The organism is Sphingopyxis sp. 550B (genome assembly GCF_057401805.1).
In genome coordinates, this window is sequence record NZ_CM171610.1 from 3075699 (window position 1) to 3102496 (window position 26798).

A 26798-nucleotide genomic window follows, 5' to 3' on the forward strand; every position below is an offset into this window, starting at 1 on the left:
GCCGGGCGGATGCCGCACCCACCCGTTCGCCATCCTATGCCCCGCCCTCACCCAGCCGTAGCGCAGATGCTGCTGGCGGCTTTCGTCCCGGTGAGTGGAACAGCATCGAGTTGCTCGGCGACACCGATATTGCGCTCGCAAGCTTCAACGATGGCCGCAAGCACACTGGGGTCATGCCGGGCGGCGCGGATGGTTTCGGCCAAGTCGCGCTCTATGTCGGACCGGGCACGGGCGAGGTCCGCTTCCGCCATATTGCCGTCAAGGATCTGGGCGCACAGCAACGACCCGCCGAGGTCGCGTCGCCGCGCTACCGGGCAGTCAAGCTCGACGATTTGAGCTATGCGTGGGACACGGCTATCGCCGACATCAACCGCGACGGATACAACGACCTTGTCGCGGGCCCCTATTATTATCTCGGACCCGATTTCACGCTTCGACGCGAGCTTTATGTCGCGAGCAGCTTCAGTCCCGGCAATCAATATGCCGCGAACATGATCACCCATGCGCATGATTTCACCGGCGATGGCTGGCCCGACATTCTCGTGACCGAAGCGCGGCAAATGGCGCTTCTCGTAAACCCGCGCGGCGAGCCGCGGCGATGGGAGCGGCATATGGTCGTGCCGGGCAATATCTCCGAACTCACCCTGCTCGAGGATCTCGATGGCGACGGCACTCCCGAGCTTCTCCTCGTCCAGGCCGGTCGGGTGGCGATTGCGCAGCCCGCGCCAGGCAAGGCGACCGAACCATGGCCGGTCTTCTTCGTGTCGGGACCGGGAGCGAGGCTGCACGGGTTCGGCGCCGGCGACATCGACGGCGACGGCCGCAAGGACATCCTTCAGGCCGACGGCTGGTGGCAGCAGCCCGCAAGCGGGCTCTTTTCGGCCGAATGGCAGTTCCATCCCTATCTCTTCTCAAATCCCGAGCATCCCGGCGATCGCGTCGAAGGCGGCGGCGAGATGGCGGTGGTCGATGTCAATGGCGACGGCCTTGCCGACGTCATCACGTCGATCAACGCGCATGGCTTCGGCCTTGCCTGGTATGAACAGGTCCGGAATGCCGGCAAGATCGATTTCCGCCCGCATTTGATCATGGGGGACTACCGCGGCCTCAATCCCGGCGGGCTGACGGTCTCGCAGCTCCACGCAGGCGTCGTTGCCCGCGACGTAGATGGCGACGGCGTGATCGACTTTTTCACGGGCAAGAAGCGCTGGGCCCACCTCGACAGCCACGCCGATCCCGATCCGGGCGGCCCCGCCTATCTTCTTCTCTACCGGGGAATAAGGGACAGGTCCGCCGGGGGCGGCGTTCGCTTCGAGCCCGAGATCATCAGCAATCGCGCCGGCGTCGGCTCGGCGCTCACCGTGGGGGACATCGACGGGGATTCGCTACCCGATGTTGCGACCTCGGGTGTCGATGGAAGCTGGGTATTCCTGACAGGTCACAGGAAAAAAGGCGCAAAAAAATGAACGATCGCCCCTCTCTTCGCGCGAGCCTTGTCTTGCTAGCCATCGCCAGCGCGGTCCTCCCGGCTGCGATCGGCGCGCGCCCTGCCAAAGAGGCGACGGGGTGGACCAGCTTCGAAAGCGATGCCGCGGCAAGCCATTTTTCGCCGTTCACAGATATCGACCGCACGAACGTGGGCGATTTGACCCAGGCCTGGGCCTATGAAGTCGGCGACATCGCCCTTTCATGCGAGCCTCTTGTCCTCTCCGACCGGCTGATCCTTGTCGGCGAAGGCGGCGCCATCGTGGCGCTCGACCCGGGCACCGGGCGCCAGCTGTGGCGGACCGAGGACAATGTCGCCTATCGCGGCCTGCGCGGCTTAGCCTATTGGCGCAGCCCCGATGGCAAGGAAGAGCGCGTCTTTCTTCCATCCGCCACGTCGGTGCGCGCGCTGGACCCAAAAACCGGGACAATATATCCAGACTTCCGCATCGATCTTCGCCAAGGGCTCGATCGCGATCCCCAGAAGATCCGCCGGATTGCCCCGACGTCGCCGGGCCGGGTGTTCGAGAATCTCCTGATCCTCGGCTCGATAACGGGGGAAAATTATGATTCGCCGCCGGGCGATGTCCGTGCGTTCGATGTCCGAACGGGAAAGCTTGTCTGGACCTTCCACACGGTTCCGCGTCCTGGCGAGCAAGGCGCGGAGAGCTGGCCGGCCGATGCCTGGAGCTATAGCGGCGGCGCCAACGCCTGGGGCGGCCACACGGTCGATGAAAAGCGGGGGATTCTCTATTTCGTGACGGGTTCCGCCGTATATGATTTCTACGGCGGGGACCGGAAGGGCGACAATCTCTACGCAAACAGTCTCGTCGCGCTCGACGCCCGCACCGGGAAATATCTCTGGCACTTCCAGGCCGTTCATCACGATCTTTGGGACTATGACATGGTCGCCTCGCCGACGCTCCTCACCGTGCGGCGCGGCGGAAAAAGCGTCGATGCGGTCGCAGCGGCCGGAAAGACCGGCTTTCTTTATGTGTTCGACCGCGTGACCGGAAAGCCCCTCTTCCCGATCGTCGAGCGTCCCGTGCCGCAGTCGGATGTCCCCGGCGAATATTCCTCGCCCACCCAGCCTTTCTCGACGCTTCCCCCCTTTGCGCGGCAAAGCTTCACCGAGGCCGATCTCGACCCCGAAATGCCCGAGGCCGAGCGCGAGGCTTTCGCCGAGCGAATGCGCAAGGCGCGGAACGAGGGAATTTTCACCCCGCCGGCTCTCGACCGCGAGACGGTGCAGATGCCGGGCAATCATGGCGGCGCAAACTGGGGGCAGACCGGCGCCGGTCCGCTGGGTCGATATTATGTCGTTTCGATCAACCTGCCGGCCATGCTCCAGCTCAAAGCGCCCGTCGACAAAGCGGAACTCGAGCGGATCGCTGCCGCTTCGGGCAAGGGCGCGGCGATTTACGCCGAGAGTTGCGCCATGTGCCACGGCGAGGACCGCAAGGGTCAGAGCGGCATTCCCGGCCTCGCCGGGATCGCGGCGCGGATGCCCGAAGCCGACATGCGTTCCGTCATCAGGATGGGCCGGGCCACCATGCCGTCCTTCGCGCATCTCGCGAGCGCCGATCTCGATGCCTTGAGCACCTATTTGCGCACCGAGGGGCGTCTCCCGGCAGCCGCTTCGCCGCCGCCGGGGGCGAGCTCGCCGCTTCGGATGCCGGGGACCGAGACCGCCGATCGCTCCCCCAACGGCTCGATGCGCTACCGCACGGGCTACAATCAGGTGGATTTCACGGTTCGCCCGCCTTGGCAGACATTGACCAGCTACGACCTCAATAGCGGGAAGATCCTGTGGCAGGTTCCTGTGGGAACGGTCCCGGGACGAGCCGCGCCCACCGGACGCGCATTCATCAAGGGCGGCCTCCTCATCACCGCTGGCGGTCTGGTTTTTGTTGCAACCGAGGCCGATCGAAAGCTCCATGCCTATGACAGCGACACCGGCAAGCCGCTGTGGAGCGGCGCACTTCCGTCGCACCCGCGCGGCGGGCTCATCAGCTATCGCTACCGGGGGCGCCAGTTTATTCTGGTGACCGCCGGATTCGGAGGGGCTTTTGGCATGTTTGAACTTCCCGGCAGCGCCCCCGGCCGCAACGCCTATCTCGCCTTCGCACTGCCTACCGGCCAATAGCCGGAAAAACGCGCCCTAGCCTCGGATCCAGAGAAAGATCGCCATGACGCTGAAATATATTCTGCCGCTTCTTTTCCTTTCCGGCTGCGCGGCCCAAAATCAGGTTCCACCCGCCGCCCCCGCCCCGAGCGCCCGGACGCAATCGGAGTTTCCTGCGGTGCAGGCCTTTGCCGACCGAATGGTGGCCTCGGGCGGCGTCCCTTCGATCGCGATCGCGGTCGGTGTCGGCGATGAGGCGCCGACCTTCATTTCGGCCGGACGCATTGCGCAGGATCCCGGCGCTGCACCGACCGGTCCCGATACGCTGTGGCGGATCTATTCGATGACCAAGCCGGTGACCGGCATTGCCGCGATGATCCTCGTCGACGAAGGAAAGCTTCGGCTCGATCAGCCGGTCGGCGACTTCATCCCGTCCTTCAAACAAAGCCAGGTGCTCGTCGAGCCGTCGAAAAGCCTGGCTACCAGGCCCGCGTCGCGGCCGGTCACCGTGCGCGACCTCATGACGCATAGTTCGGGACTGAATTACGGGATCGCGGCTGCCGGACCCGCGGCCGAAGCGCTCAAGAAGGACGGACTGCTCCCCTATATGTTCAACCGCGCCGGCGAGACCGAGCTGCGCCCCCTTCGCCCCGCAACGCTTCAGGCGTTCGCCGAACGCGCCGGCCACGCCGGCCTCGTCGCCGATCCGGGCCAGAAATTCTCCTATTCGATGGGTCTCGACGTCCTCGCCGCGGTCATCGAGCGCGCCGCCGGCATGCCCTATGAGGATTTTCTGCAGCAGCGGATGTTCGGACCGCTGAAGATGACGTCGACCTACTGGCAGGTCCCCAGGAGCGAGACCGCGCGATTTGCCACTTTCTATCTTCCCAAGGCCGTCGCCGCCTTCATCGCTCCGGGCAGCACCGACGGGGGTGCCAGCCCCTATGCCGTGGTCGATGCCGGCACCGATTCCATCTATCTCGACAAACCGAGCTTTCCTTATGGCGGTGCAGGCCTCGTCTCGACAGCCCGCGACTATGACAGGTTCCTCCGGATGCTTGCCGGCGACGGCAGACTCGGGTCGGTGCGGATCCTCAGCGAGAAGACCGCGCGCCTCGCCCGGACGAACCTTCTGCCTGCCAATGTGGCCCTCCTGAATTTCGGACCCGTTCCACGGGACGAAGCCGCCGGAATGGGCGCCGGCGGCTTCGTGACGACGGTGGAGGTCGACAGCTTTGGAAGGCATCGGGGGACATTCGGCTGGGATGGCGCCGCCGGTACGCGCGCCTGGACCGATCCCGTCACCCGCGTCCGCGCGACGATGATGATCAATGGCGCCAGCCAGCCCAATGTCGGAGAGGAGTTCGACAAGGCGGTCAACGCCGATCTCGCGGCGCGGAGGGCCGGCGCATGACCCGAATGATGGACACGGCAGGACCTGCGATCCTCGAACTCGAGGGTATCGGCAAGACATACAGACGCCGCGGCGCCGACGTCAGGGCCGTCGACGGGATATCGCTGACGGTGACCCGCGGCGAGGTTTACGGCTTCCTGGGACCGAACGGGGCCGGCAAGAGCACGACCATCCGCATGGCGCTCGGCCTGATCGCGCCAACCGCAGGCACCGTGCGTCTCTTCGGCCACGATCTTGCGCGCGATCGCGGCCCGCTTCGCCGCGTCGGCTCGCTCGCCGACGGCGGGTCCTTCTATCCTCACCTCAGCGGGCGCGACAATCTGCGGATCCTCGGCAAGACGATGGGGCTCGTCGATCCGCCGATCGACATCCTGCTGGAGCGCGTCGATCTTGCCGCCGGCGGGCGCCGCAAGGTGAAGGAATATTCGCTCGGGATGAAGCAGCGCCTTGGCGTCGCAGCAGCGCTGCTCAACGATCCCGAACTGGTCATTCTCGACGAGCCGACCAACGGCCTCGACGCGGCGGGCATTCGCGATATGCGCTCGCTCATCAGATCGCTTGCTGCCGACGGCAAGGCGGTCTTCCTTTCGAGCCATTTGCTGCACGAGGTACAGCAGCTTTGCGACCGCGTCGCGATCGTCGCGCGCGGCCGTCTCGTTCGCGAGGCGCCAATCGGCGAACTTCTCGCGGCTGGCAGGCGGTCGATCGTCGAGGTCGGGGATGCCGTGGCGGCCGCGACGCTTCTGGGCGGATCTTGGCCCTGCCATCCGGGGGACGGCCACGTCGAGATCGATGTCGCACGCGAGGATTTACCCGCGGTGGTCCGCCGCCTCGTCGAGGCGGGGATCGACGTCTATGCCGTGCACGCAAAACAGGAAAATCTCGAGTCCATCTTCCTCGAAATGACCGGAGACCAGAATGATTGACGCGCTATCGGCCGAGCTGTTGAAACTCTTGCGCCTCCGCGCGACCTGGCTCCTCGCCTGGAGCTATCCGATCCTTCTCCTGGTCCTCGGCGCCCTCGTCATCGCCTATGGGCTTGCGACCGGCAAGCCGGCGTCGCCGCCTTCAGGTGCCGCGGCCTGGACGGCGGAGACCGCCAACTTCTGGCTCTTTCCCCAGACCACGTTCGGCCGATATCTGGTCGCGAGCTTCGCCGTCTTCTGCACTGCGAGCGAATATGGCTGGAACACCTGGAAGCTCATCGTCCCGGCGCGCGCACGCTGGCAGCTCATCGCGGCCAAGATCATCGCCGCCTTCGCCCTGCTCATCGCGGCCTTTATCGCCGCCGATGTCGTGATGCTCGCCAGCGCGCTTCTGGGCGCCGCGCTGGCCGGTCCGGCGATCCCGGCCGGCGTGACGGCGGCGGGGCTTCTTTCAGCGCATGTCGGCGGTTTTGCAGCCGTGCTCGCCCCCACGCTCTACACGGTCGTCCTCGCGACCTGCCTGTCCGTTCTCACACGCTCATCGCTCGGCGCGCTCCTCCTCGCGGTCGCTTTCATCACGATCGAAGGACTTTTCCCCGCAGCGGCCTTGTACGCGCACGGCTATGCACCCGGCATTGCGGCGACGCTGGCCGAAATCCTGCCCTTCCATCATCTCGGCAATATCAAAAGCTGGTTCCAGGAAGGCAGGGCGCTCACCCTGATTTTCCCGCCGGACATTGCGCTTACACCGGGCCTCGTCCACTCGCTTGCCATCGTCGGCGCATGGACGGCAGCACTGGGGGCGCTAGCGATCAATAGCTTCGAGCGGCAAGACCTTAGCTGAGCGGTCCGGCATAATGGAGCGGAGTGCCGTGCGGTTCCCGAGCTGCGAAGGCAAATTATGACCGGGCCGAAGATTGCGGCGCGCCCGAATTCGCTCCCGCCTCATCCAAAGAAAAGAGGAGGCGGACCGACGGCCCGCCTCCTTCATTCGTCCGTGCCGGCCTCCGGGCAGATGCTGGCGTCGGCCCGGCCCTAAAAGCCTGCAGTAATCTGGAACGCTGCGGTGCGGCCGAAGGGTATGCCATGGGCATCGGCAATGACCTTCTCCGACTGCCTCACGAGCGGCGGCGTGTCATTGAACAAATTCTGGATCGTCAGCGAAAAGCGGAGCGACTTCAGCGGCGACTTGCGCTTGGCGAAATCGGTCGAATAGCCAAGGTTGAGATCGAAGGTCGTGTAGGACGGGACCCTCTCATTGGGAAGGACAGCGTTGATCGGGTTGCGCGCCTGATCGTTAGTGAAAGGCCCGGTGTAGTTGGCGAAGAGCGTCGCGCTGGCACCGCGCCAATAGGCCCCGATATTGCCGCGGCCGCGCCACTTTACCGACCGGGCCGAAAGCAGCCCCAGCGTGCTCAGCTGGACCGAATCGTCGATTACCCGTTCCTTGAAATTGAGAATGACGTTCGCGCTGGCGCCGATGTTGAGGAAGACCTCGCCAACCTCCTTTTCCCAGCTCGCACTGAGGTCGAGGCCATCGGTAAAGGTCTCCGACTGGTTCTGGAAACGCGAGTCGAGCAGGACGCGGATCGAGCAGAAGTTCGAGAAGCCGCCGAGCGTCGAGACGCCGCCGCCAGCCGTGTAGATCGGCGTGCTCAAGATTGACTGGAGCGCCGGATCGGCGGTCGAAATATCGCCATTGTTGCACGTCGCAGGGTTGTTGATCGGCGTGATATAACTTTCATAGCCGCTATAGGTTGGCGGATTGCTGCCCGCATCGGGGCCCAGCGGAAACTGGGCGATCGTCGCCGGAAAGACGAGCCGGTCCTTGAAGCGGATGTTGTAATAGGTGGCGTTGGCTTTGAAACCGCCGCCGGGCTTGAACGCGGCCGAGAGAGACCAGTTCGTCGAGCGCTCGGGCTTGAGGTCGGGGTTCGAGCCGAAGAGAATGCCCGCGGTTGTGAAACAGAGACCCGGGCCGAAGCAGAGGTCGTTCACGACGCGCGGGTCGAGGTTCGCGAAGTTCACCGGATAGAGGGTCACGAATCCGGACACATAGGCGGACGGATTCTTGTCGGTGATGCCGGGGGCGCGGAACGACGTGCCCCAGGTACCGCCGAACGACAATATGTCCGAGACCTCCCAGGTGAAACCGAACTTCGGATTGGTCGTGCTGCCCGTATCGTTATAGTCATCGTAACGAACCGCGCCCGAAACGGCGAAGCGCTTCATCAGCGGGACATTCATGTCGTCGCCGACCAGCGGCACGTAGAGCTCGCCATAGGCCGAGGTGATCGTGCGGCTGTAATAGCTGTTGTTCTTGTCGGTCAAAACGGTGGGCAGGTTCATGATGCCGCCGAGCGATGTGTTCTCGTTCCAGTTGAACACCTTGTTGCGCTCGCCGCCGATCGCCGCGCGGACGGTACCACCGGGCAGCGCGAACAGCGGGCCGTTCAGCTTGACGTTGATATCGTCGATGCCGTTATGGCCGATCTGCTTTTGCGTCCCGGAGACCTTCGCGAGCATCGCCGGCGACAGCGGCGCGGAGCTCAGCGGATTAATGGCGCCGATATCGATCTGATACTGGAGCGCGGTCGTGTTCACATAGCTGCCGATCTGGCAGTAGGTGCAGCCCTCGTTCCGGCCGAGCGTGTAGGAAACCTCGCCCTCCCAGTTCCCCGGTAGCTTTGCGCGCAGCCCGGCGGTGACGTTGTAAGATTCATCGCTCCCGAGGTAGGTGCGCGCGCCGAAATCCTTGAGCGCCGGATAGAGAACCGTGAGATCGGCCGCCGGCTGCGCCGGGATCGGAGGAATGAAGGGCGGGAAGCCCGGGAATGCCGGCGAACCCTGCGATACGCCCGGGACATTGTAGACATAGAAGGGGTTGGGCGTGGTGGTCACCGCCCCGTTCGCATCGCGCAGCATCGAGCGGAGTTGCACCTGCGTTACGCCCGTGGAACCGACGGCTTCGGTGCTACGCGTAATGGTCTTGCGATCAGAGTAGCGGCCCTGAACGAACAGTTCGAGCGACTGCCCGAGTTCCTGATTGAGGTACAGCGAGACCTGGTGACGGTCCTGCTTTCCGAGATAGTCGGTGAAATAGGAAAAATCGGTAAGCGCCGGCTGGTTCACCAGCAGCTGTCCGACCGTCAGCCCGGGGCCCGCACCTTCGGGAACACCGTAGAAGATGCTCGATCCCGCGCGCGGGAAGACCGGATTGATCGGCGGATTGGTGGCGGCGTCGGGGGTGACTACGATCGACGGGATAAAGCCGACCGTCGCGATCCCGCCATTCACCCGCCGGTCCGGCCCGCCGAGAGACGTGAGATCGTAGCGAAGATAGGGGTTCTTTCCCGCGATATAGGGATCGCGCTTTGCATAGTCATAGGTCAGCAGGATGTTACCGCGGCCGAGGCCGCCGGCATTCCAGCTCGTCCCGCCCGTGATGCTGACCCCGCGCTCGAATCCGCCCTGGGTGTTATTGCCGCGAAGCGAGATCTCCGCGCCCTGATAATCCTTGCGAAGGATATAGTTGATGACCCCGCCGATGGCGTCGGATCCGTAGATTGCCGACGCCCCGTCGGCGACGATCTCGACCCGTTGCAGCGCCGCGAGCGGCACCTGGTTGGCATCGACTGCGGAGACGTTTGCGCCCGTGCCGACCGTGCGGCGACCGTCGACGAGAATGAGGGTGGTGCTCGAGGTCGACGTCAGGCCGCGAAGGTTCACCGTGTTGGACCCTGCGGAATTCTGGAGCGAGATGGTGGAAACACCGCCTTCGCGGTCATATTCGCCCGTGCGGACCTGCGGAAGCGTGCGCAGCAGCTCGGCGGGCGTCGTGTGACCGGTCTTCTCGGCATCCTCGCGCGTAATGACGACAGCCTCGGCGCCTGTCGGTTTGACCCCGGCGATGCTCGTGCCGGTGACAATGATATCCTCGTCGCGCGGCGCGCTTTCCTGCTCCTCTTCCGACTGAAGATCATCGTCGCCGCTGTTCTGTGCGTAAGCCGGCGTCCCCACGGCGACGGCGGTACAAAAGGCCAGCATGCTCAACGTGGCACGCAGCGACTCCTTGGTCGAAACGGTCATGGATTCCTCCCCCTCTTCAATGCCGGTGTTCATCGACGACTCGGCTTGCCTGACGAGGATATTTCAAACACCCGTGCTTGTAAATATTTCCAATCCCACCTGACTGTAACTGTGGGCGCCGACGTCGAAACGCACCAGTTTTCCGGGCTGCACGAACTGAGACGGCACCGTAGCTAGCGAGACTCCACCATTCAGCTTGGCGGTGAATTTTCACAAACTGCGATGCCGCCGCCGCTCGATGAAACCTCTGAGGCTCTCGGTGAGAACAAGGGTCGAGGATCCCAATTTTACGATTTCGACCTCGCCACGCGAGATGAGCAGATAGAGACTGCTGCGACTTATCCCGGTGAAGCGGCAAGCATCGGGAACACGCATCGATATTGGCTCGATCGCCAGCGGCGACGAGGGGTGCAGGGAGCCGGGACCGAGCGCCTCCATCAACCGGCCCTCCGCCGCCGTCGCGCAAATTCGCGGTCGGTGGCGATGAAGCGCTCGATCATGGGAGGGATGAGGCGCTCCGGCGGCAAAGGATTTGCCAAACCCGTGAGGGCGGCATGAACCCTCGCATAATCCGAAAGCTCGCGCATGAGCGCGCCCGGAAGCTCCAGCGTGATCTTGACCGGTTTTTCCTCGAGCACCGGCCCCAGGCGAAGCTTGCTCATCGTATCGCGCCCGCGAAACTATTGCCCAGAACAAGGTCCCGGGTCACGATGACCCTGAACGCGAAGCCCGGACGGACGGTGAGCGTAGGCCGAACAGAAAGTTCGCGCTCGACGACGCGCCGCCCGGCCTCGTTGGCGCCGTCCTGCATTCCCGACCGCAACGCGCGAATGAGATCGCCCTCACCTCCCGCGGCAAGTTCCGCCCCCACGCCGAGCAACGAGGAGACGAGCGCCGCGCGCAGCATGCGGCCCCAGTGATTGTCGACCCGATCTTCGAGCCCGGCATAGCCTGCCACATCGGCACCCGGCTGGCGATCGAGGCCGATCGAGCGCCCGCCGGGCAGAATGATGCGATCCCAGGCCAGAAGGATACGCCGCTGGCCCGCAGCTACCTCGCTGTCATATTCGCCGATCAGGCGCGCGCCCTGCGGGATCAGAAGAAGGCGCCCGGTAGGGCTGTCGTAGATATTCTCCGTCACCTGCGCCGTGATCTGGCCGGGGAGGTCCGACCGTATGCCGGTTATGAGCGCTGCCGGGATGACGGTCCCCGCCTGGATGATTGAGGCGGAACTTGGGGAGACAATGCGCTCGTCGCTCTCGTTCGCGCCCCGCAGGCCGCCGGCGAGAAAGGCCTTCCGGCCATTCTCCGCTCCGGCAGGTTCGTTGCCCGACGGGCCTTGCGGAGGCAGCACCTCCCCAGATCCTTCCGTGACCGCGCCGACGTTGCCGCCGAGGAACAGCGCGCTGCCGTCGGCGGCCTGCCGCTCCTGCAGAGCGCGCTGCCGAGCCTGTTCGCGGGCTGCCTGCCGATGATCGGGTGGCGGCGCCATCCTGTAATCAGGCACCGCCTCACCTGCTTTCTGCGCCGAAACAATAGGCCGCCCCAGATCGCCAGGTAGCGGCGGGCCGAGCTTGGGGACAGCGGCGTAATCAGCAGGTCCGCCAGCAATGATTTCAGGGCGGTTTGGCTCCGCAACCTCGAATAGTTCCCGACCGGCTTTCGGTTCGACTGACCGAAGCGACCAGAGCAAGGCTCCGCCGATCGCGACCCCGGCAACGCCGGCAAGCACCGCAAGCGTCTTGCGCGACAAGCGCATGACCCGCGGCAATTCGCCCTCGAGCCGGAAGCCGCCGGGACTTGCCGGCGCCACCTCCTCCGTCTCTTCGGCACGGCGACCATGAGCGGCCTCGGAAGCCATTTCTTCAGGGCGGGTCACGGCTGTGCCCGCCGGACGGGCGCTTCCCGCACGATGCGCACCTTCTTCGCCGCCTTCCCGGCGCCGAGACGGAGCTCGCCCCGCTCGAACAGACGATCGACGATCATGAAGCGACCGTCGACGCGGTAATTCAGAAGCTCGGCGGCCCCTTTCTCGCCGAGCGCGAACAGCGGCGGCATCTCGGCGGTTGCAATCGAGGGCCCGAACTCGACGAAGAGCTGGCGGCCATCATCGAATGCCCGCACGGGGCGCCAGGCCACCTTGTCGCCGCTGATGCGGTACGCAAAATTGAGCGACGGCAAGTCGATGCCGCCAGCAACCGGCGATGCCCGGACGCGCTCGGCTTCGGCGGCGCGAAGCGCAATCAGCTCGTCCTGCGGATAGCGCCACGAGACGGCTGCCATATAGGTGGCCGGCGTCGCGCGCAGTTCGATGTGATAGGTTCGGCGGCTCGTGTTGATCACGAGATTGGTCGTGATGTCGGGCCGCGTCGGCTTCACCAGTATATGGACCCGCCGCGAGGCTCCCGCACCGCTCAGCGTATCGCCGATGATCCAGCGCACCGTATCGCCCGCGGCAACCGGTCCGGGACCCACCAGTTCCTCGCCCTCCTGTAGGACGATGTCGGTGACCTGACCAGGCGCGGTATAAACTTGGAACAGCGCGCCCTCGGCCCAGGCATATTGCTGGATCGCCCCCAGGAACGTCGAACGCTCGGGCTGGACGCGCGCCGCGTCATTGGCGCGGCCGACCTGCGCGCGCGGATCGACAGGCGCGGCGTGGAGCGGCAGGGCGAACAGGACCGCCCCCGCCAGCAGAGAAATTCTGATCATTGGCTGAGCTCCTTCGAAAGATTGATCGCAGTCACCCGGAGACCGAGTGGATTTTTCTGCAGGGCTTCAGGGGTGCGCGGCGGCTGGATCGTGACCGTCACGATCGCCGACCAGCGCGAGGTTTCGATGAGCCCGCCGTCCTGATAGCGGCGCTCGGTCCAGGCGATGCGAAAGCTGTCCTTCGACGCGCGGATCACGCTCGACACATCGACCGCGACCTGCCGCTTGCCGACCTCGGCGAACGGGTCGTTGTTGCGCGCATAATCGTTGAGCGCCTGCGCCCCCGATGTCGCCGCGAAGTCATAAGCGCTGAGCCAGTTCGCACGCAGCACAACGGGATCGGCGGGGATCGACCGGATATGCTCGATGAAGCGCGCAAGGTGGAACGCGACCTGCGGATCGGTCGGCGAATAATCGGCATCGGCGGGTGCGACCGCCCTCGCCTCGCCGAGCTTGTCGACCTCGACTACCCAGGGCGTGATCGTGCCGCGCAGCGATTGCCATACGAGCGCCGAGGCGAGCCCGCCCGAGAGCGCTAGGCATGCGAAGAAGGCAAGCCGCCAATTCTTCGCCTGCACACGCGCTGCCCCGATGCGGTCGTCCCAGACCTGAGCCGCGCGCTGATAGGGCGTGACCGGCGAGGGCAATTTACCATAATGGGTCGTCGGTCGTCGGAACATGAGGTCAATCCTTCTGGCTGATGTCGGGGGATGAGCCGGCGCCATGGCTGTCGCCGGCCTTCAGGGTCTGCGCGCCGATGGTCGCGCCCGAGGTGATCGCCTGTCGGCGTTTCATGGCGGCCGCCCAAGTCGGCGGTTCAGAAGTTTCGCCGCCGCCGCCGGTTGGTGCCCGCGCCGGTTTGCCGGCCTGCCCTTCGACAAAATTCTCCCGGAGACGGGCCGCGGCGCGGCGCAGCGGCGAACCCGCGCCGCTGGCGGCGTCGCGCGCGACACTTGCCATGCCGGCGCCAAAGGCTCGCATCCCGGACTTGCCCGCAGCGCCGCGGGCATAGGAGGCAGATGCCGAACCGGCGGCTCGCGAAGCTCCTGCCGCGCCCTTCCCGGCCATCGATGCGGCGGCGCCGGTTGAGAGGGTGGCGCCGGCGGCCCCCGCTGCGATGGTCGCCCCGGCCGCAAGAGTGGTCCCGGCTGCGGCTCCGGCTCCAAGCTGGGGCCCGCCAGCGACGATGCCATTGGCAACGCTCGGGCCAAATATTCCGAGACCGAGCAATGTGAGCGCGCCGAGTGCGATCGCCATCACCTCGCGAATGTCTGGCTCGGTCCCAAACCCCGCTTCCATGAAGCGCTCGAACAGCGTGACGCCGATGCCGGTAATCACCGCGAGGACTAACAGCTTGATGCCCGATGAGATGACATGCCCGAGAACGCGCTCGGCCATGAAGGCGGTACGACCGAAGAAGGCGAAGGGCAGCAGGACGAAGCCCGCGAGCGTCACCAGTTTGAATTCCAGTATCGTCACGAAGATCTGCACTGCGAGGATGAAGAAGGCGAGCACGACGATCACCCAGGCGATCAGCAGGATCATGATCTGGACGAAGTTGGTGAAAAGGCCGACCGGGCCGACGAGATCAGCTGTCGCGTCAAGCAATGGCTCGGCCGCGTCGAGGCCGGTCGCCGCCACCATGCCGGGGCGCATGAAATCGCCGATCGCGAGTCCGCCGCCGCTCGCCTTCAGCCCGAGGCCGGCGAAGCTTTCGAGCAGGATGACCGAAAGCGCCTGGAAATTGCCGATGATGAAGGCGAACACGCCAATGTAGAGCGTCTTCTTGACGAGCCGCTGCAGCACATCCTCGTCGGTACCCCATGCCCAGAAGAGCGCCGCGATCGTCACGTCGATCACGATCAGCGTCGACGAGAGGAAGCCGACCTCGTCGCCGAGAAGCCCGAAGCCGCTGTCGATATAGGTCGAGAAGACCGACAGGAAGTTGTCGATCACGCCGGTGTCGTTCATGTCGGATCCTTGTCGTCGCGGAAGAAGTGGCGCCGCTTGACGTCCCAGGCGGCTTCGCATTCGGGGTCGGCCTCGGTGATCGTGCGGCAGCGCCTGAGCACCTCCTCGGTGAAAGGGAGTGCGTCCGCTCCGGAGATCGGGGGAGCGGACGCACGAGGCGCGGGCGGATCGAGCGAAGCGATGAGGGCCAGGGTCAGCGCAAGACCCAGGACGATTGCCCCCACGACCAGCCCGCCCGCCCGGCCCATCTCAATTGCCCTTGCGGAAGCGGCGAAAGCGTTCGCGGCCTTCGGCTTCGGCGGCGGCAGCGCGGGCGGCATCGAGCATCTCGGCGCGGCCCTGCGCCGTCATGACGGCGGCGAGGTCGGCGATCTGCTGCGACTGGATCGCGAGCAGCTGGTTTCCCGCCTGCGCCGCCTGCAGTGCACCGGTCGCCCCCTGGCTGGCGCCGACGATGGTCGAGATCGAGGTACGCGTGCCGCCCATGTTCGAGACCATGCCGGCCTGCACCTCCATCGCATCCTCAAAGGCGCCGACGCTGTCCTTCCAGCGCGCCTCGGCATTGGCGACCATTGCCGCCGCCGGCCCCGAGAAGGCGGTCCCCTTGTAGCGCTGCTCGAAGCCCTTGCGGATGTCGGTGACATCATAGGCGATGCCCTCGGCCTCGCTCAAAAGCTGCTTCGTCTGGTCGATCTGCGCCTGCAGCTCGCCGAGCGTCGACGTCGGCAGGCTCTGCAGATTGCGCGCCTCGTTGAGCAGCGAGGTCGCCTGGTTCTGGAGCTGCTTGATCTGGTTGTTGATCTGCTCGAGCGTGCGCGCCGCGGTCAGGATATTCTGCGAATAGTTGCGCGGATCATGGACGATGCCGCCGACCTGCGCATTGGCCGGCGCGGCGGCCATCGGGCCAGCTGCCGAAACGAGCAGCGCGGCCGCCAGAAGGCGGGCAAAATTCTTCGTCATTGGGGGGACTCCTGGTTGGGGGCAGCGGTGGGTTGGAGGAGCTCGGCCGCCCATTCGAGCTTTCGGTGACGGAGCCAGGCGGCCGCGAAGCCGGCACGGCCATGCGCCGCGAAAAGCTCGCCGATGCGTGTCTGGTCGGTCTTTGAGGAGGCGGCCGTGAAGGCCAATGCGACGTCGCCGAGCCCGACGTCAAACAAGCGGTTGCCGCGCCGCGACTGGCAATAATAGTCGCGCTTCGGCGTCGCCCGGCTCAAAATCTCGATCTGCCGGTCATTAAGGCCGAAGCGCTCGTAGATACGTGCGATCTGCGGCTCGAGCGCGCGCTCGTTGGGCAGAAATATCCGCGTCGGGCAGCTTTCGATGATCGCGGGCGCGATGCTCGACGTCTCGATGTCGGCAAGGCTCTGGGTCGCGAAGACGACGCTCGCGTTCTTTTTTCTCAGCGTTTTGAGCCATTCACGAAGCTGCGCGGGGAAGGCCGGGCTGTCGAGAACGAGCCAGCCCTCGTCGATGATGATCATCGTCGGCGAGCCATCCAGCCGCCCGGCGATCCGATGGAAGAGGTATGAGAGCACCGCACCCGCCGACGCCGCGCCGACGAGGCCTTCGGTCTCGAACACCTGCACTGCGGCGTCGCCGAGCCGCTCGTCGTCGGCATCGAGCAGCCGCCCCCACGGGCCGCCGATACAATAGGGCGCGAGCGCCTGCTTGAGTTCGATCGACTGGAGCAGGACCGCGAGCCCGGTCAGCGTCCGCTCGGACGCGGGGGCGGTCGCGAGCGACGTCAGCGCCGACCAGAGATGCTCCTTCGCCGCCGGATCGATCTCGACGCCTTCTCCCGCGATCATTGCGGCAAGCCATTCGGCGGCCCAGCTGCGCTCGGCTGCCTCGTCGATCCGCGCGAGCGGCTGGAGCGCCACGCCGCCCTCTCCATCATGGAGCGCGCCGCCGAGATCCTGCCAGTCGCCGCCCATCGCGAGCGCCGCGGCGCGGATCGAGCCGCCGAAGTCGAAGGCGAAGACCTGCGCGCCGGGATAGCGGCGGAACTGCATCGCCATGGTGGCGAGCAGCACCGACTTGCCGGCGCCGGTCGGCCCGACGATCAGCGTATGCCCGACGTCGCCTACGTGAAGGGAAAGGCGGAACGGGGTCGAGCCTTCGGTCTTGCCATAAAGCAAGGAGGCATCACCGAAATGCTCGTCCCGTTCCGCCCCCGCCCAAACTGCCGAGAGGGGGATCAGGTGGGCGAGATTGAGCGTGGAAATGGGCGGCTGGCGAACATTGGCATAGACGTGGCCGGGGACGCTCCCGAGCCAGGCCTCGATCGCATTCATGCCCTCGATCGCGCAGGTGAAGTCGCGGCCCTGAATGACCTTCTCGACGAGGCGAAGCTTTTCCGCCGCGAGCGCCGGATCGTTGTCCCAGACCGTCACCGTCGCGGTGACATAGGCGATCCCAGCATGATCGGCGCCGAGTTCCTGAAGTGCCATGTCGGCATCGGCGGCCTTGTTCGAGGCGTCGCTATCCATGAGCACCGACTGCTCGTTGGTCATCACCTCCTTTAAGATCGCGGCGATCGACTTGCGCTTGGCGAACCATTGCCGCCGGATCTTGGTCAGCAGCTTGGTCGCATCGGTCTTGTCGAGCATGATCGCCCGGGTCGACCAGCGATAGGCGAAGGCAAGCCTGTTGAGCTCGTCGAGCAGCCCCGGCCACGTCGATGACGGGAAGCCGGTGATCGTCAGCGTGCGCAGATGCGAGCAGCCAAGCCGCGGCTCGAGGCCGCCGACGAGCGGCTGGTCGGTCAGAAGCGCGTCGAGATAGACGGGCGTCTCGGGAACCCGAACGCGCTGCCGCTTCGTCGAGACGGTCGAGTGGAGATAGGTCAGCGTTTCGCCATCATCGAGCCAGTCGGCCTCGGGCATGAAGCCCTCAAGGAGATGAAGGACGCGGCCCGTGCGGTCGGTAAAGCTCGCGACATGCTCGCGCGGATCGACGCCCGAACGCGCCATGCCCTCATAGAGCCACCCTTCCGCCCGCGAAGCGTCTTCGGCGGGCGGCATCCACAGGAGGGTCAGGAAGTAGCGGCTCTCGAAATGCGCCCCTTCCTCCCCGAACTGCTCGCGGCGCTCCATATCGACCAGCGCCGAGGCGGGATCGGGAAATTCCGATTGCGGATAGTCGCTCGCCGGCAGGCGCTGCGCCTCGACGAACACCGCCCAGCCGGATCCCAGCCGCCGCAGCGCATTGTTGAGCCGCGAGGTCACCGCGACGAGTTCGGCGGGCGTGGCGCTGTCGAGATCGGGACCTCGGAAGCGCGCCGTGCGCTGCAGCGATCCGTCCTTGTTCAGCACCACGCCCTCGCCCACCAGCGCGACCCACGGGAGAAAATCGGAGAGGCAGGCGGATTTCGAGCGATATTCGGCAAGGTTCATCATGGCCGCATCCGGACAGGATATTTGAGGTGACGCCGGGCGACGTCGACGAAGAGCGGATCACGGCGCGCCGCCCAGACCGAGAGCGCATGGCCGATCGCCCAGATGGCGAGGCCGGCGATCCAGAGCCGAAGGCCGAGGCCGATCGCCCCGGCGAGCGTGCCGTTGACGATCGCGAGCGACCGCGGCGCGCCGCCGAGCAGGATGGGCTCGGCGAGCGCCCGGTGGACCGGCGCGAAGAAGCCCGGCACCTCGCCTTGGCTCTCCATCAGACCAGCGCTCCGCCGCCGAAGGAAAAGAAGGACAGGAAGAAGCTCGATGCCGCGAAGGCGATCGACAGGCCAAACACGATCTGGACGAGGCGACGGAAGCCGCCCGAGGTGTCACCGAACGCGAGGCTGAGCCCGGTCACGATGATGATGATCACCGCGACGATCTTCGCGACCGGCCCCTCGATGCTCTCGAGGATCGATTGGAGCGGCGCTTCCCACGGCATCGACGAACCTCCGGCTCGCGCGGGAGCGGACACGGCGAGTGCGACGAACAGTGCGGTCGAACAGAAGATGGCGCGGCGTGCGCCATGCCGGAGGGCATGGATCATCAAATTTCTCCTTCGGGGATGAGCGGGGTCAGACAGAATTGACCGGTCGCAGGATCGAGGCCGTCGACGCGGGTAAGTTCGGAAAGGCGGCGCCCGGCGCCGTCGCGGACGAGTACGGCGACCAGATCGATGGTCTCGGCGAGCAGCGCGCGCGGGACGGTGATCACCGCTTCCTGGATGAGCTGCTCCATCCGGCGGAGCGCACCGATCGCGCTGCCAGCATGGATGGTCCCGATGCCGCCCGGATGGCCGGTGCCCCAGGCTTTCAGAAGTTCGAGCGCCTCAGCACCGCGGACCTCCCCGATCGGAATGCGATCGGGCCGTAGGCGCAGCGACGAGCGTACCAGATCGGCAAGTGTGGCGACCCCGTCCTTGGTCCGCATGGCGACGAGATTGGGCGCCGCGCATTGGAGCTCGCGCGTGTCCTCGATCAGCACGATCCGATCGGACGTCTTTACGACTTCGGCCAGCAAGGCGTTGGTGAGCGTGGTCTTTCCTGTGCCCGTGCCGCCGGCGACGAGGATATTCTTCCGTTCGGCCACGGCGCAGCGCAGGATCTCCGCCGCGATATTCGACATGATGCGGGCATCGACATAGTCGCCGAGCGTGAACACCGCGACGGCGGGCTTGCGGATCGCGAAAGTTGGCGCGGCGACGATCGGCGGCAACAGCCCCTCGAAGCGTTCTCCCGTTTCGGGCAGCTCGGCGGAGACGCGCGGCGAGCCGGCATGGACCGCGGCGCCGACATGGTGGGCGACGAGACGGATGATGCGTTCACCATCGGTGGCGGCGAGCATGAGACCGCTGTCGGCGATGCCAGCGCCGAGCCGATCGACCCAGAGCCGGCCATCGGGGTTAAGCATGATTTCGATGACGGCGGGGTCCGCGAGCCACTCGGCAATCGCTCCGCCGAGCGCCGTGCGCAACATGCGCGCGGCGCGCGCCTGCGGCTCATTGACGGTCGATGTTGCGCCCATTGGAAACCCCGTTTGATGGTCCGGGCAACGGCACCCGGCTCGACGGGGACGAGTAAAAGAGCCACAAGAAGCCCGGGCTCAACATGAAAAATCATCAGGCGTAGCCTGGTGTAGAAGAAGAAGCCGCAGCGTGGGTAGAGTCAGACGAGCGAGGATATCTGGGCGGCTCAATTCATGCGCCGTCACAGCGAATCGACATCGGTTCCGCCCCCCCGACATGCGTATGGGTTCCGGGGCATCCGGGGCCACTCTGGTCCGAGCCTCCAAAGGCGATCATTATTTTACGGTCAGCTTTGCTTGTATCTAGACCGATGCTTCGCTATCGAATATGCCAACGCCGGAACACCGGCCTCGAAGGAAGCTGCCGATCGACCTGGCTTATGGGACCGAGGGCATTTTGGGAGTTGAATCACATGATCGATCGTCGAACCTTGTTGGGGGCCGCCGCCGCAGCGAGTGCTGCACCGCTGGTTGCTCGCGCGGCGCCGTCGGGAATGGGACGATTCCCGAAGGGCTTCTTGTGGGGTGCCTCGACGTCAGGCCACCAGATCGAGGGCAATAATGTCAACAGCGACACGTGGCTGGTCGAGCATGTGAAGCCGACGATTTACGCCGAGCCGTCAGGCGACGCCGCCAACAGCTTCGAACTCTGGCCGCAGGATCTCGACCTGGTAAAGCGCCTCGGCCTAGGATGCTATCGTTTCAGCCTCGAATGGTCGCGTATCGAACCCGAGCCGGGTCAGTTTTCGGTGGCAATGCTCGACCATTACAAGGCGATGATCGACGGCTGCCGCGCGCGCGGTCTCGTCCCCTTCGTCACTTTCAACCATTATACGACGCCGCGATGGGTTGCGGCTCGAGGCGGCTGGACCAACCCGGAAATGCCTGCGCTCTTCGCGAACTTCTGCGATCGGGCCGCGCGTCACCTTGCAGGCGACATCGGCTATGCCATGACGTTGAACGAACCCAATCTCATCCTCGTGATCCGGAACGGGTTTTCAGCGCAGACTTATGGGGGCATCAAGGCGATCATCGAGAAGATGAGCGCAGCGGCCGCGAAAGCGGTCGGCAGCGATCGCTTCGTGACAGGCAACACGATCAGCGTCGACGACGTCGATACCCTGCAACGGAACATGATTGCCGGGCATGAGGCGGCCCGCGCTGCGATCAAGGCGGTCCGCTCCGATCTTCCTGTCGGCGTGACCCTTGCGATACCTGACGACCAGCCGATCGGCAGCGCCAGCATCCGCGATGCAATCCGGACCAAGACCTATGGCGCATGGCTCGAAGCGGCGCGAAAGGATGATTTCCTCGGCGTCCAGAATTACGAGCGCACCTTCTGGGATGACAAGGGTAGCGTCGAAGTCCATGGCGACGGCGACCGCAACGCGGCTGGTGCCGAAGTCTATCCGCCCTCGCTCGCGAACGCGGTGCGCTACGCCCATTCGGTCGCGAAAGTTCCGATTTTCGTAACCGAGCATGGTGTCAACGCGCAGGACGATGCCGTTCGCGCGCGCATGATCCCGGCAGCACTTGCCGAACTCAAGAAGACCATCGACGAAGGCATTCCGGTGAAGGGCTATCTCCACTGGTCGCTGCTCGACAATTTCGAGTGGATATTCGGCTATAAATATCAATATGGACTTGTCGCTGTCGACCGGACGACTTTTAAACGGACCCCCAAGCCGAGCGCGGCGATCTATAGCGCCATCGCGAGACGAAACGCGCTCTGATTGGCAGGGGGCGGCGCGCGATTTTTCGCGCGCGCGGCGCCGCGCCTATCTCAGTCGCAGGAGATATTTCAGTCAAGGCGCGCGGTGCGGGGGCGCCGTGTCGTTGAACAGTGCCGTGAACCCCTTGACGAGTTCTATCTGCGCCGCGCCCTTCTTGACCCGAGTATCTTTTACCTCGAAGGCCTGATGCTCATACTCCCAGTCATCCGCGACATAGCCTTCATACCCATTGGCGGCCGTCACCAGGATCGTGTTTCGATAGGGCGATGTTTCCCTCACCGCCTTGCCGATCGACGTCACCACCTCGGCCGACACGCCTTGGAATGCGATATCGCCCAAGGTCAGCAATCGCAGCTTGTAGGGCTGTTTCTTGCCGACATCGATGGTGTCCACCAGTGCAACCGCTTCGGCGCTGTGAAACTCGGGTGCGACCTGCGTCGCCTCGATCCCGGCATTGGCCTTCAGGATGTCCCGGACATGCTCGTCGGAAAGATATTCCAATATTGCCGATCCCGCGCTTCCGAGGTTCCTCCTCTGCGGTTCCCCGTCCTTTATCGCGCCGGTGTACTGCGTCATAAATCGCGGATTCTGATCTCCTGCCGCGGCCATGGTCCAAAGGACCACAGCGTCGCCCCACCGCGCTTCGATCTTGGCGCTGGTGCGGCCGGCGATATCGCCCGTGATCGGCGTCCCGATGCCGGAGAGGTTTCCGTTCATCACGACGGGATGAACCGCATAATTCACGATCAGAGAAATTACCTTCCCATTCAGATCCTCGATGCGAACCATTCGGATCGTCTTGTCGCTCGGCCGTTCGAAATTGCTGCCAAGAACCGATTTTTTGCCAACGACGATATCCCTGTTGACGTTGATCAGAGACTGTCCTTCTCCGTAACCATAGCGGGCGGGAACCATGTTGGACCGGGCTTGCGCGATGGTGGACGCAAGCGTTCGCTTGATCTCCTCGTACCACTTGCGGCTCTTTCTGCTGTCCGCGGGGCTCGTGTAGTCAAAAAGCGATACGGGCGTCGTTCCATGCGTGTGGGTAGCAGCGACAAAGATGTTCTCGATCGGAATTCCTGTCTGCTGGTGGATAAATTGCAGCGTCTCGTCGGCCTGGGGCACAAGCGTCATATCGAGGGTGATGAACAGATACTGCTGTGTGCCATCGGACATCGCCAAAACCCTGGCGTAGACCGGGTCGTTGATCGACCTGAACTTAAGACCGTAAAGGAGCGGCATCGGCATCAGATAGGCTGACGGCGTGATCTCGCCTTTCGCCGCGCCAGCCATGAACAAAGGTCCGCCACGGATCGGTTGCTGACGCGATACGGCCCCCGTCTCTTGCGAAGGATCGGGCATCATTCCATCGCCCTCCCTATTGAGAGCAAAGGCGATTGAATTTATCACGACGCTGACCACCGCCAACGCGGAGAGGATCGCCAATATCTTTCTCGGCCGCGTGCTTTTCTTCGAGACGAGGACAAGATTGACCAGCAGGAGAGCGACGACCACCACGCAACTGAGGAATGGCCATTCCGCAATATAGAAGCTTCCATCGGAGAGATACGGCAGGCCGCGGAAAGCGAATATCGACCAAATGCTGACGAATGCGGATACCGCCCCGACAAGGATCGTCGTGCGCTTCAATTCCAGCCAGCTTGCGGTTCGGTCGCTTTTCACTTCCTGGTTCCTGTGCGTTCAAGCGCGAGCTTTGCGCGGCCTGGTTCCGTTTCTGGCTCGATGGGCAGCCCGGAGGCCCGCCGAAGATGCGGGCTGCGCTGCCTGCCTCGCCGGCTGGATCCTGGCCTCACCACCTAAACGACGCCCGATCCCTCTTTTATCTCAGCCTCAAATCCGAGCCCTCGGCGCTGGGAGCGGACACGCCCCGCTCCGCAGAAAGGCTCAGTGCGCCGAAGCTGCCGAAAGCCTAGGAACCCATCGCCGATGTTACAAGCTAAATTGACTGTTTATTCAAGCCGGGATTTATGATCGCTCATGGCGTGACCACTCTCGATCGGGCACCACTGAGCAATAAACAGTCAGTGTAGCTTGCATATGCGCGTCATCCCTCTATGAATTGCAGAGCGAACCAACCAAGCGCCCTTCGATATCGACCGGGCATGCGATCACTTTCCATCGCAATCTTGGCGTAACGACAACGAACGGGATGAGGATAAAAGATGGACTGGAATCGGCGAACCTTGATCGGTGCGGGTGCAGCCCTCATGGCAATGCGAAGCGCGGGCGCCGTTGCCGCACTATCGAAGTCGCAACGATTTCCTGAAAATTTCCTTTGGGGCGCTGCCACCTCCGGCCATCAGACCGAGGGCAACAATGTCAACAGCGACTTCTGGGTGGCCGAGCATGTCAAGCCGACATTCTTCGCCGAGCCGTCCGGGGATGCGACGAACAGCCTGCTATTATGGCCTCGCGACCTCGACCTCGTGAAATCCCTGGGGTACAACAGCTATCGCTTCGGCATCGAATGGTCGCGGATCGAACCCGAGCCCGGCAGATTCTCGATCGCCATGCTCGATCACTACAAAGCCATGCTTGAGGGATTTCGCGCGCGCGGCCTGACGTCGATGGTGACGTTCAGCCACTGGACCTCGCCGCGCTGGTTCGCCGCGCGCGGTGGGTGGAACAATGCTGATGCGGTGGACCTTTTTGCGCGGTTCTGCGATCGCGCCGCCCGCCATCTGGCGCCGTACATGGATTACGCGATCACGCTGAACGAGCCCAATCCGCTTGTCGCCAGCTTCGAACCGCCGCGCCCCGAGCGGATCGCCAAGCTGCTGGAGGCAAGTATGGCGGCTGCGGCCAAGGCGGCCGGCAGCGACCGTTTCGCGATGGCGAATATCGGTATCGATGACAAACAAGCTTATAATCTCCGCATGCTTGAGGCACACCGGCAGTCGAAAGCGGCGATCAAGGCCGCGCGCCCGGACCTTCCTGTCGGGGTCGCGCTCGCTATGCCCGACGATCACGAGGCCGGGCCGAACAGTCTGCGGGATCGGTTTCGGCAGGAAGCCTATGTCCCGTGGCTGGAGCTGGCGCGAGACGACGATTTCTTGGGCGTCCAGAACTACGACCGCGTCTTGTGGGACGCGAAGGGAAAGGTCGAGCCGCCCAAGGGCGACACACGCAGCGCGAGCGATACTGTCGCCTATAATGCGAGCGGTGGCATCGTCTATCCGGACTCGCTGGCCAATTCGGTCCGCTATGCCCATTCGGTCGCGAAGGTGCCGATCATCGTCACCGAGCATGGCGTGAACTCGGCGGACGACCGTGTCCGCGCCAATCTGATCCCATCAGCGCTCGCCGAACTGAAGAAGGTGATGGACGAGGGGGTTCCCGTGAAGGGCTATCTCCACTGGTCGCTGCTCGACAATTTCGAATGGGTCTCGGGTTACAAGCATCAATATGGCCTCATCGAGGTCGATCGGACGACGTTCCGCCGCACGCCCAAGCCGAGCGCGTCGGTGCTGGGTGCGATCGCGAAGCGCAACGGCCTCCGCTGAAGAGGCTTTACCATCCGCGCTCCGACAGCGGTCCACCTATGTGGAGGGGAGATTAACTTTGACGTTTGGACGCATGCCCGCATTGACCATCCTTCTGTCGTCCACAATTGCGGCGCTTAGCGCACCCGCTACGGTTATGGCCAAAAGCGATGACAGGCGCCTTGCCACCTTCGCCAATCCCATCGACCTTCCCTATCGCTATCAGCCGATCCGCGATCCCAAGGCGACAAAAGCTATTTTTCGGGAGGCCGCCGATCCGACGATCGTGTTTTTCAAGGATCGTTACTGGCTCTTCGCCTCGCATTCGCACGGCTATTGGTGGTCGAAGGATTTGCTGCGCTGGACCTTCGTCAAACAGGAGGGTGCGCAGGTCGAGAAATATGCACCGACCGCTGTCGTCATCGGCGAGCGCCTCTATATGGCGACGAGCGACATGGGCTCGAAGATATTCGTCACCGACGATCCGTCGACCGGCAAATGGGACGTCGCCGCTGAAATACCCATGCACTATTGGGATCCGGCGCTGTTCCTCGACGACGACGGCCGCCTCTACATGTACTATGGTCTGAGCGAGAAAAACCCGCTCGAAGTCGAAGAGCTCGATCCGAAAACATTCCAGAGTCTGACGCCGCGCACGCTTGTTCCGGCCTCGCGCGACGAGCGGTCGCGTGGCTGGGAGGTCGTCGGAGACAATAATGAGCTCGACGAAAAGCCGAGCTATATGGAAGGCGCCTGGATGACCAAGCATGACGGGCGCTACTATCTCGAATATTCCGCGCCCGGGACCGAATGGAAGAGCTATGCCAACGGCATATTGACCGCGACGAGCCCGATGGGACCCTTCACCTATCAGAGCTATAATCCATTCGCGATCAAGCCCACGGGGTTCGTCGCCGGCGCCGGGCACGGAAATACATTCCGGGGTCCCGGCGGCAAATGGTGGCACGCAGGCACCACGACGATTTCGCAGCGGCACATCTTCGAACGGCGCCTGGCGCTATTCCCGACATGGTTCACGCCCGATGGGAAAATCGTCGCCGACACCTATCTTGCCGACTATCCCCGCTATATCGACGGCAATCGCGAGTTGACCGGTTGGATGCTGCTGTCGCGCAAGAAGGCCGTGACGGTTTCGTCGACCCTCGACGGATATCCGGCGGAAAACGTGGTCGATGAAGAAATCCGGTCATGGTGGTCTGCCCGGACCGGGGCGGCCGGCGAATGGATGCAGATCGATCTTGGCGCCCCCAAGCGGATCGAGGCGGTCCAGGTCAACTTTGCCGATCAGGACAGCAAGGGTGCCGGGATCAGCACCGACGGTTATCGGTACCGGCTCGAGCTCTCCGATGATGGACGAAACTGGCGAACCGTGGTCGACCGGGCCGACGAGGGCCGCGATGCGCCTCACGACTATCAGGTGCTGCCGCGCGCGGATCGGGCACGCTACGTCAGGCTGACGAACCTGCACTCGCCCGACGGCGGGAAATTCTCGCTCTACGACCTCAGAGTTTTCGGGAAAGGCGACGGGGCGCCGCCAGCGGCGGTGACCGGCGTTTCCGCGGCGCGGCAGCCTGACGACGAGCGGAAGGCAAGCGTCAGCTGGAAAGCCGCCAAAGGCGCCGAATTCTATATTGTCCGGCTGGGTACAGCGCCCGATCTCCTGACCCAGTCTTTCCAGGTCTACGATGGCCAGACGTCGCGCCTGATCCCGACCCTCAACCGCGGCCAGGCCTATTATGTGGCGGTCGATGCGGTGAATGATGCCGGAATTCGCAAGGCAGGATCCGTGACTCGCATGAAATGATTCGGATCGAGGGTCCCTCGCCGCCTTGGGCTGGCTTTCGCG

22 protein-coding genes are annotated in these 26798 nt (G+C 64.1%); 8 read left to right on the plus strand and 14 right to left on the minus strand.

The window, feature by feature from the left end; genetic code table 11:
* Nucleotides 1-110: 110 nt before the first annotated feature.
* The 5 genes from AC2S9W_RS14395 to AC2S9W_RS14415 are packed head-to-tail and all read left to right on the plus strand — an operon-like array spanning nucleotide 111 to nucleotide 6794.
* Complete coding sequence (locus tag AC2S9W_RS14395; protein WP_486571078.1) at nucleotides 111-1466, plus strand: FG-GAP repeat domain-containing protein; 1356 nt, start codon at nucleotides 111-113, stop codon at nucleotides 1464-1466.
* Complete coding sequence (locus AC2S9W_RS14400) at nucleotides 1463-3631, plus strand: outer membrane protein assembly factor BamB family protein (RefSeq protein ID WP_486571079.1); 2169 nt, start codon at nucleotides 1463-1465, stop codon at nucleotides 3629-3631. The genes AC2S9W_RS14395 and AC2S9W_RS14400 overlap by 4 nt, the downstream gene beginning before the upstream one ends.
* A 43-nt stretch (nucleotides 3632-3674) precedes the next feature.
* Entirely contained in the window at nucleotides 3675-5024 is a 1350-nt protein-coding gene (locus AC2S9W_RS14405) for a serine hydrolase domain-containing protein (protein WP_486571080.1), read from the plus strand.
* Nucleotides 5021-5950, plus strand: a complete 930-nt coding sequence (locus tag AC2S9W_RS14410; protein ID WP_486571081.1) for an ABC transporter ATP-binding protein — start codon at nucleotides 5021-5023, stop codon at nucleotides 5948-5950. Before AC2S9W_RS14405 ends, AC2S9W_RS14410 begins: the two co-directional genes overlap by 4 nt.
* Nucleotides 5951-5969: 19 nt before the next feature.
* A complete protein-coding gene (locus AC2S9W_RS14415; RefSeq protein ID WP_486571082.1) occupies nucleotides 5970-6794 on the plus strand; it encodes an ABC-2 transporter permease in 825 nt (274 codons plus the stop codon).
* 191 nt (nucleotides 6795-6985) lie between these two features.
* Here the strand turns inward: AC2S9W_RS14415 and AC2S9W_RS14420 are convergent, their stop codons facing one another.
* The 13 genes from AC2S9W_RS14420 to trbB form a co-directional block, all read right to left on the minus strand.
* Nucleotides 6986-10039 carry a TonB-dependent receptor domain-containing protein gene (locus AC2S9W_RS14420; RefSeq protein ID WP_486571083.1) on the minus strand — a complete coding sequence of 1018 codons (3054 nt, stop codon included), beginning with the start codon at nucleotides 10037-10039 and terminating at the stop codon, nucleotides 6986-6988.
* 210 nt (nucleotides 10040-10249) lie between these two features.
* Nucleotides 10250-10477 (minus strand): helix-turn-helix domain-containing protein, encoded by a 228-nt coding sequence (locus AC2S9W_RS14425; RefSeq protein ID WP_486571084.1) that lies wholly within the window; start codon nucleotides 10475-10477, stop codon nucleotides 10250-10252.
* Entirely contained in the window at nucleotides 10477-10701 is a 225-nt protein-coding gene (locus AC2S9W_RS14430; RefSeq protein WP_486571085.1) for a DUF2274 domain-containing protein, read from the minus strand. The genes AC2S9W_RS14425 and AC2S9W_RS14430 overlap by 1 nt, the downstream gene beginning before the upstream one ends.
* A complete protein-coding gene (locus AC2S9W_RS14435) occupies nucleotides 10698-11918 on the minus strand; it encodes a TraB/TrbI/VirB10 family type IV secretion system protein (RefSeq protein WP_486571086.1) in 1221 nt (406 codons plus the stop codon). Before AC2S9W_RS14435 ends, AC2S9W_RS14430 begins: the two co-directional genes overlap by 4 nt.
* Nucleotides 11915-12751, minus strand: coding sequence for a P-type conjugative transfer protein TrbG (trbG, locus tag AC2S9W_RS14440; protein ID WP_486571087.1), 837 nt, complete (start codon nucleotides 12749-12751; stop codon nucleotides 11915-11917). The genes AC2S9W_RS14435 and trbG overlap by 4 nt, the downstream gene beginning before the upstream one ends.
* The gene (trbF, locus tag AC2S9W_RS14445; RefSeq protein WP_486571088.1) at nucleotides 12748-13431 is read right to left on the minus strand and encodes a conjugal transfer protein TrbF; all 684 of its coding nucleotides are present in this window, start codon (nucleotides 13429-13431) and stop codon (nucleotides 12748-12750) included. Before trbF ends, trbG begins: the two co-directional genes overlap by 4 nt.
* A 4-nt stretch (nucleotides 13432-13435) precedes the next feature.
* Nucleotides 13436-14722, minus strand: a complete 1287-nt coding sequence (trbL, locus tag AC2S9W_RS14450; RefSeq protein ID WP_486571089.1) for a P-type conjugative transfer protein TrbL — start codon at nucleotides 14720-14722, stop codon at nucleotides 13436-13438.
* Nucleotides 14719-15042, minus strand: a complete 324-nt coding sequence (gene trbK-alt, locus AC2S9W_RS14455; protein WP_486571090.1) for a putative entry exclusion protein TrbK-alt — start codon at nucleotides 15040-15042, stop codon at nucleotides 14719-14721. Before trbK-alt ends, trbL begins: the two co-directional genes overlap by 4 nt.
* Complete coding sequence (trbJ, locus tag AC2S9W_RS14460) at nucleotides 14972-15682, minus strand: P-type conjugative transfer protein TrbJ (RefSeq protein WP_486571091.1); 711 nt, start codon at nucleotides 15680-15682, stop codon at nucleotides 14972-14974. The genes trbK-alt and trbJ overlap by 71 nt, the downstream gene beginning before the upstream one ends.
* Nucleotides 15679-18120, minus strand: a complete 2442-nt coding sequence (trbE, locus tag AC2S9W_RS14465) for a conjugal transfer protein TrbE (protein ID WP_486571092.1) — start codon at nucleotides 18118-18120, stop codon at nucleotides 15679-15681. Before trbE ends, trbJ begins: the two co-directional genes overlap by 4 nt.
* On the minus strand, nucleotides 18117-18386 hold the full coding sequence (locus tag AC2S9W_RS14470) for a VirB3 family type IV secretion system protein (RefSeq protein ID WP_486571093.1): 270 nt from the start codon (nucleotides 18384-18386) through the stop codon (nucleotides 18117-18119). Before AC2S9W_RS14470 ends, trbE begins: the two co-directional genes overlap by 4 nt.
* On the minus strand, nucleotides 18386-18718 hold the full coding sequence (locus AC2S9W_RS14475; protein ID WP_486571094.1) for a TrbC/VirB2 family type IV secretion system protein: 333 nt from the start codon (nucleotides 18716-18718) through the stop codon (nucleotides 18386-18388). Before AC2S9W_RS14475 ends, AC2S9W_RS14470 begins: the two co-directional genes overlap by 1 nt.
* The gene (gene trbB / locus AC2S9W_RS14480) at nucleotides 18718-19695 is read right to left on the minus strand and encodes a P-type conjugative transfer ATPase TrbB (RefSeq protein ID WP_486571095.1); all 978 of its coding nucleotides are present in this window, start codon (nucleotides 19693-19695) and stop codon (nucleotides 18718-18720) included. Before trbB ends, AC2S9W_RS14475 begins: the two co-directional genes overlap by 1 nt.
* Nucleotides 19696-20108: 413 nt before the next feature.
* Between trbB and AC2S9W_RS14485 the strand changes: the two genes are divergently transcribed.
* Nucleotides 20109-21428 carry a glycoside hydrolase family 1 protein gene (locus AC2S9W_RS14485; protein WP_486571096.1) on the plus strand — a complete coding sequence of 440 codons (1320 nt, stop codon included), beginning with the start codon at nucleotides 20109-20111 and terminating at the stop codon, nucleotides 21426-21428.
* 72 nt (nucleotides 21429-21500) lie between these two features.
* Here AC2S9W_RS14485 and AC2S9W_RS14490 read toward each other — a convergent pair whose 3' ends face one another.
* A complete protein-coding gene (locus AC2S9W_RS14490; protein ID WP_486571097.1) occupies nucleotides 21501-23111 on the minus strand; it encodes a neutral/alkaline non-lysosomal ceramidase N-terminal domain-containing protein in 1611 nt (536 codons plus the stop codon).
* Between the two features lie 500 nt (nucleotides 23112-23611).
* Here AC2S9W_RS14490 and AC2S9W_RS14495 point away from each other — a divergent pair, with 500 nt between their 5' ends.
* Nucleotides 23612-24952: a family 1 glycosylhydrolase gene (locus tag AC2S9W_RS14495; RefSeq protein ID WP_486571098.1), complete on the plus strand. Its 1341-nt coding sequence runs from the start codon at nucleotides 23612-23614 to the stop codon at nucleotides 24950-24952.
* A complete protein-coding gene (locus tag AC2S9W_RS14500) occupies nucleotides 24921-26756 on the plus strand; it encodes a family 43 glycosylhydrolase (RefSeq protein ID WP_486571099.1) in 1836 nt (611 codons plus the stop codon). The genes AC2S9W_RS14495 and AC2S9W_RS14500 overlap by 32 nt, the downstream gene beginning before the upstream one ends.
* Nucleotides 26757-26798: the final 42 nt, after the last annotated feature.

Bases quoted from the DNA above. Each gene is read 5' to 3' on its own strand.
- trbK-alt (WP_486571090.1), bottom strand. From the start codon at position 15,042: ATGCCGCCCGCGCTGCCGCCGCCGAAGCCGAAGGCCGCGAACGCTTTC.
- trbF (WP_486571088.1), bottom strand. From the start codon at position 13,431: ATGTTCCGACGACCGACGACCCATTATGGTAAATTGCCCTCGCCGGTC.
- AC2S9W_RS14405 (WP_486571080.1), top strand. From the start codon at position 3,675: ATGACGCTGAAATATATTCTGCCGCTTCTTTTCCTTTCCGGCTGCGCG.
- trbE (WP_486571092.1), bottom strand. From the start codon at position 18,120: ATGATGAACCTTGCCGAATATCGCTCGAAATCCGCCTGCCTCTCCGAT.
- AC2S9W_RS14475 (WP_486571094.1), bottom strand. From the start codon at position 18,718: ATGATCCATGCCCTCCGGCATGGCGCACGCCGCGCCATCTTCTGTTCG.
- AC2S9W_RS14430 (WP_486571085.1), bottom strand. From the start codon at position 10,701: ATGAGCAAGCTTCGCCTGGGGCCGGTGCTCGAGGAAAAACCGGTCAAG.
- AC2S9W_RS14400 (WP_486571079.1), top strand. From the start codon at position 1,463: ATGAACGATCGCCCCTCTCTTCGCGCGAGCCTTGTCTTGCTAGCCATC.
- trbL (WP_486571089.1), bottom strand. From the start codon at position 14,722: ATGAACGACACCGGCGTGATCGACAACTTCCTGTCGGTCTTCTCGACC.
- AC2S9W_RS14425 (WP_486571084.1), bottom strand. From the start codon at position 10,477: ATGGAGGCGCTCGGTCCCGGCTCCCTGCACCCCTCGTCGCCGCTGGCG.
- AC2S9W_RS14485 (WP_486571096.1), top strand. From the start codon at position 20,109: ATGATCGATCGTCGAACCTTGTTGGGGGCCGCCGCCGCAGCGAGTGCT.
- trbG (WP_486571087.1), bottom strand. From the start codon at position 12,751: ATGATCAGAATTTCTCTGCTGGCGGGGGCGGTCCTGTTCGCCCTGCCG.
- AC2S9W_RS14410 (WP_486571081.1), top strand. From the start codon at position 5,021: ATGACCCGAATGATGGACACGGCAGGACCTGCGATCCTCGAACTCGAG.
- trbJ (WP_486571091.1), bottom strand. From the start codon at position 15,682: ATGACGAAGAATTTTGCCCGCCTTCTGGCGGCCGCGCTGCTCGTTTCG.
- AC2S9W_RS14495 (WP_486571098.1), top strand. From the start codon at position 23,612: ATGGACTGGAATCGGCGAACCTTGATCGGTGCGGGTGCAGCCCTCATG.
- AC2S9W_RS14470 (WP_486571093.1), bottom strand. From the start codon at position 18,386: ATGGAGAGCCAAGGCGAGGTGCCGGGCTTCTTCGCGCCGGTCCACCGG.
- AC2S9W_RS14420 (WP_486571083.1), bottom strand. From the start codon at position 10,039: ATGACCGTTTCGACCAAGGAGTCGCTGCGTGCCACGTTGAGCATGCTG.
- trbB (WP_486571095.1), bottom strand. From the start codon at position 19,695: ATGGGCGCAACATCGACCGTCAATGAGCCGCAGGCGCGCGCCGCGCGC.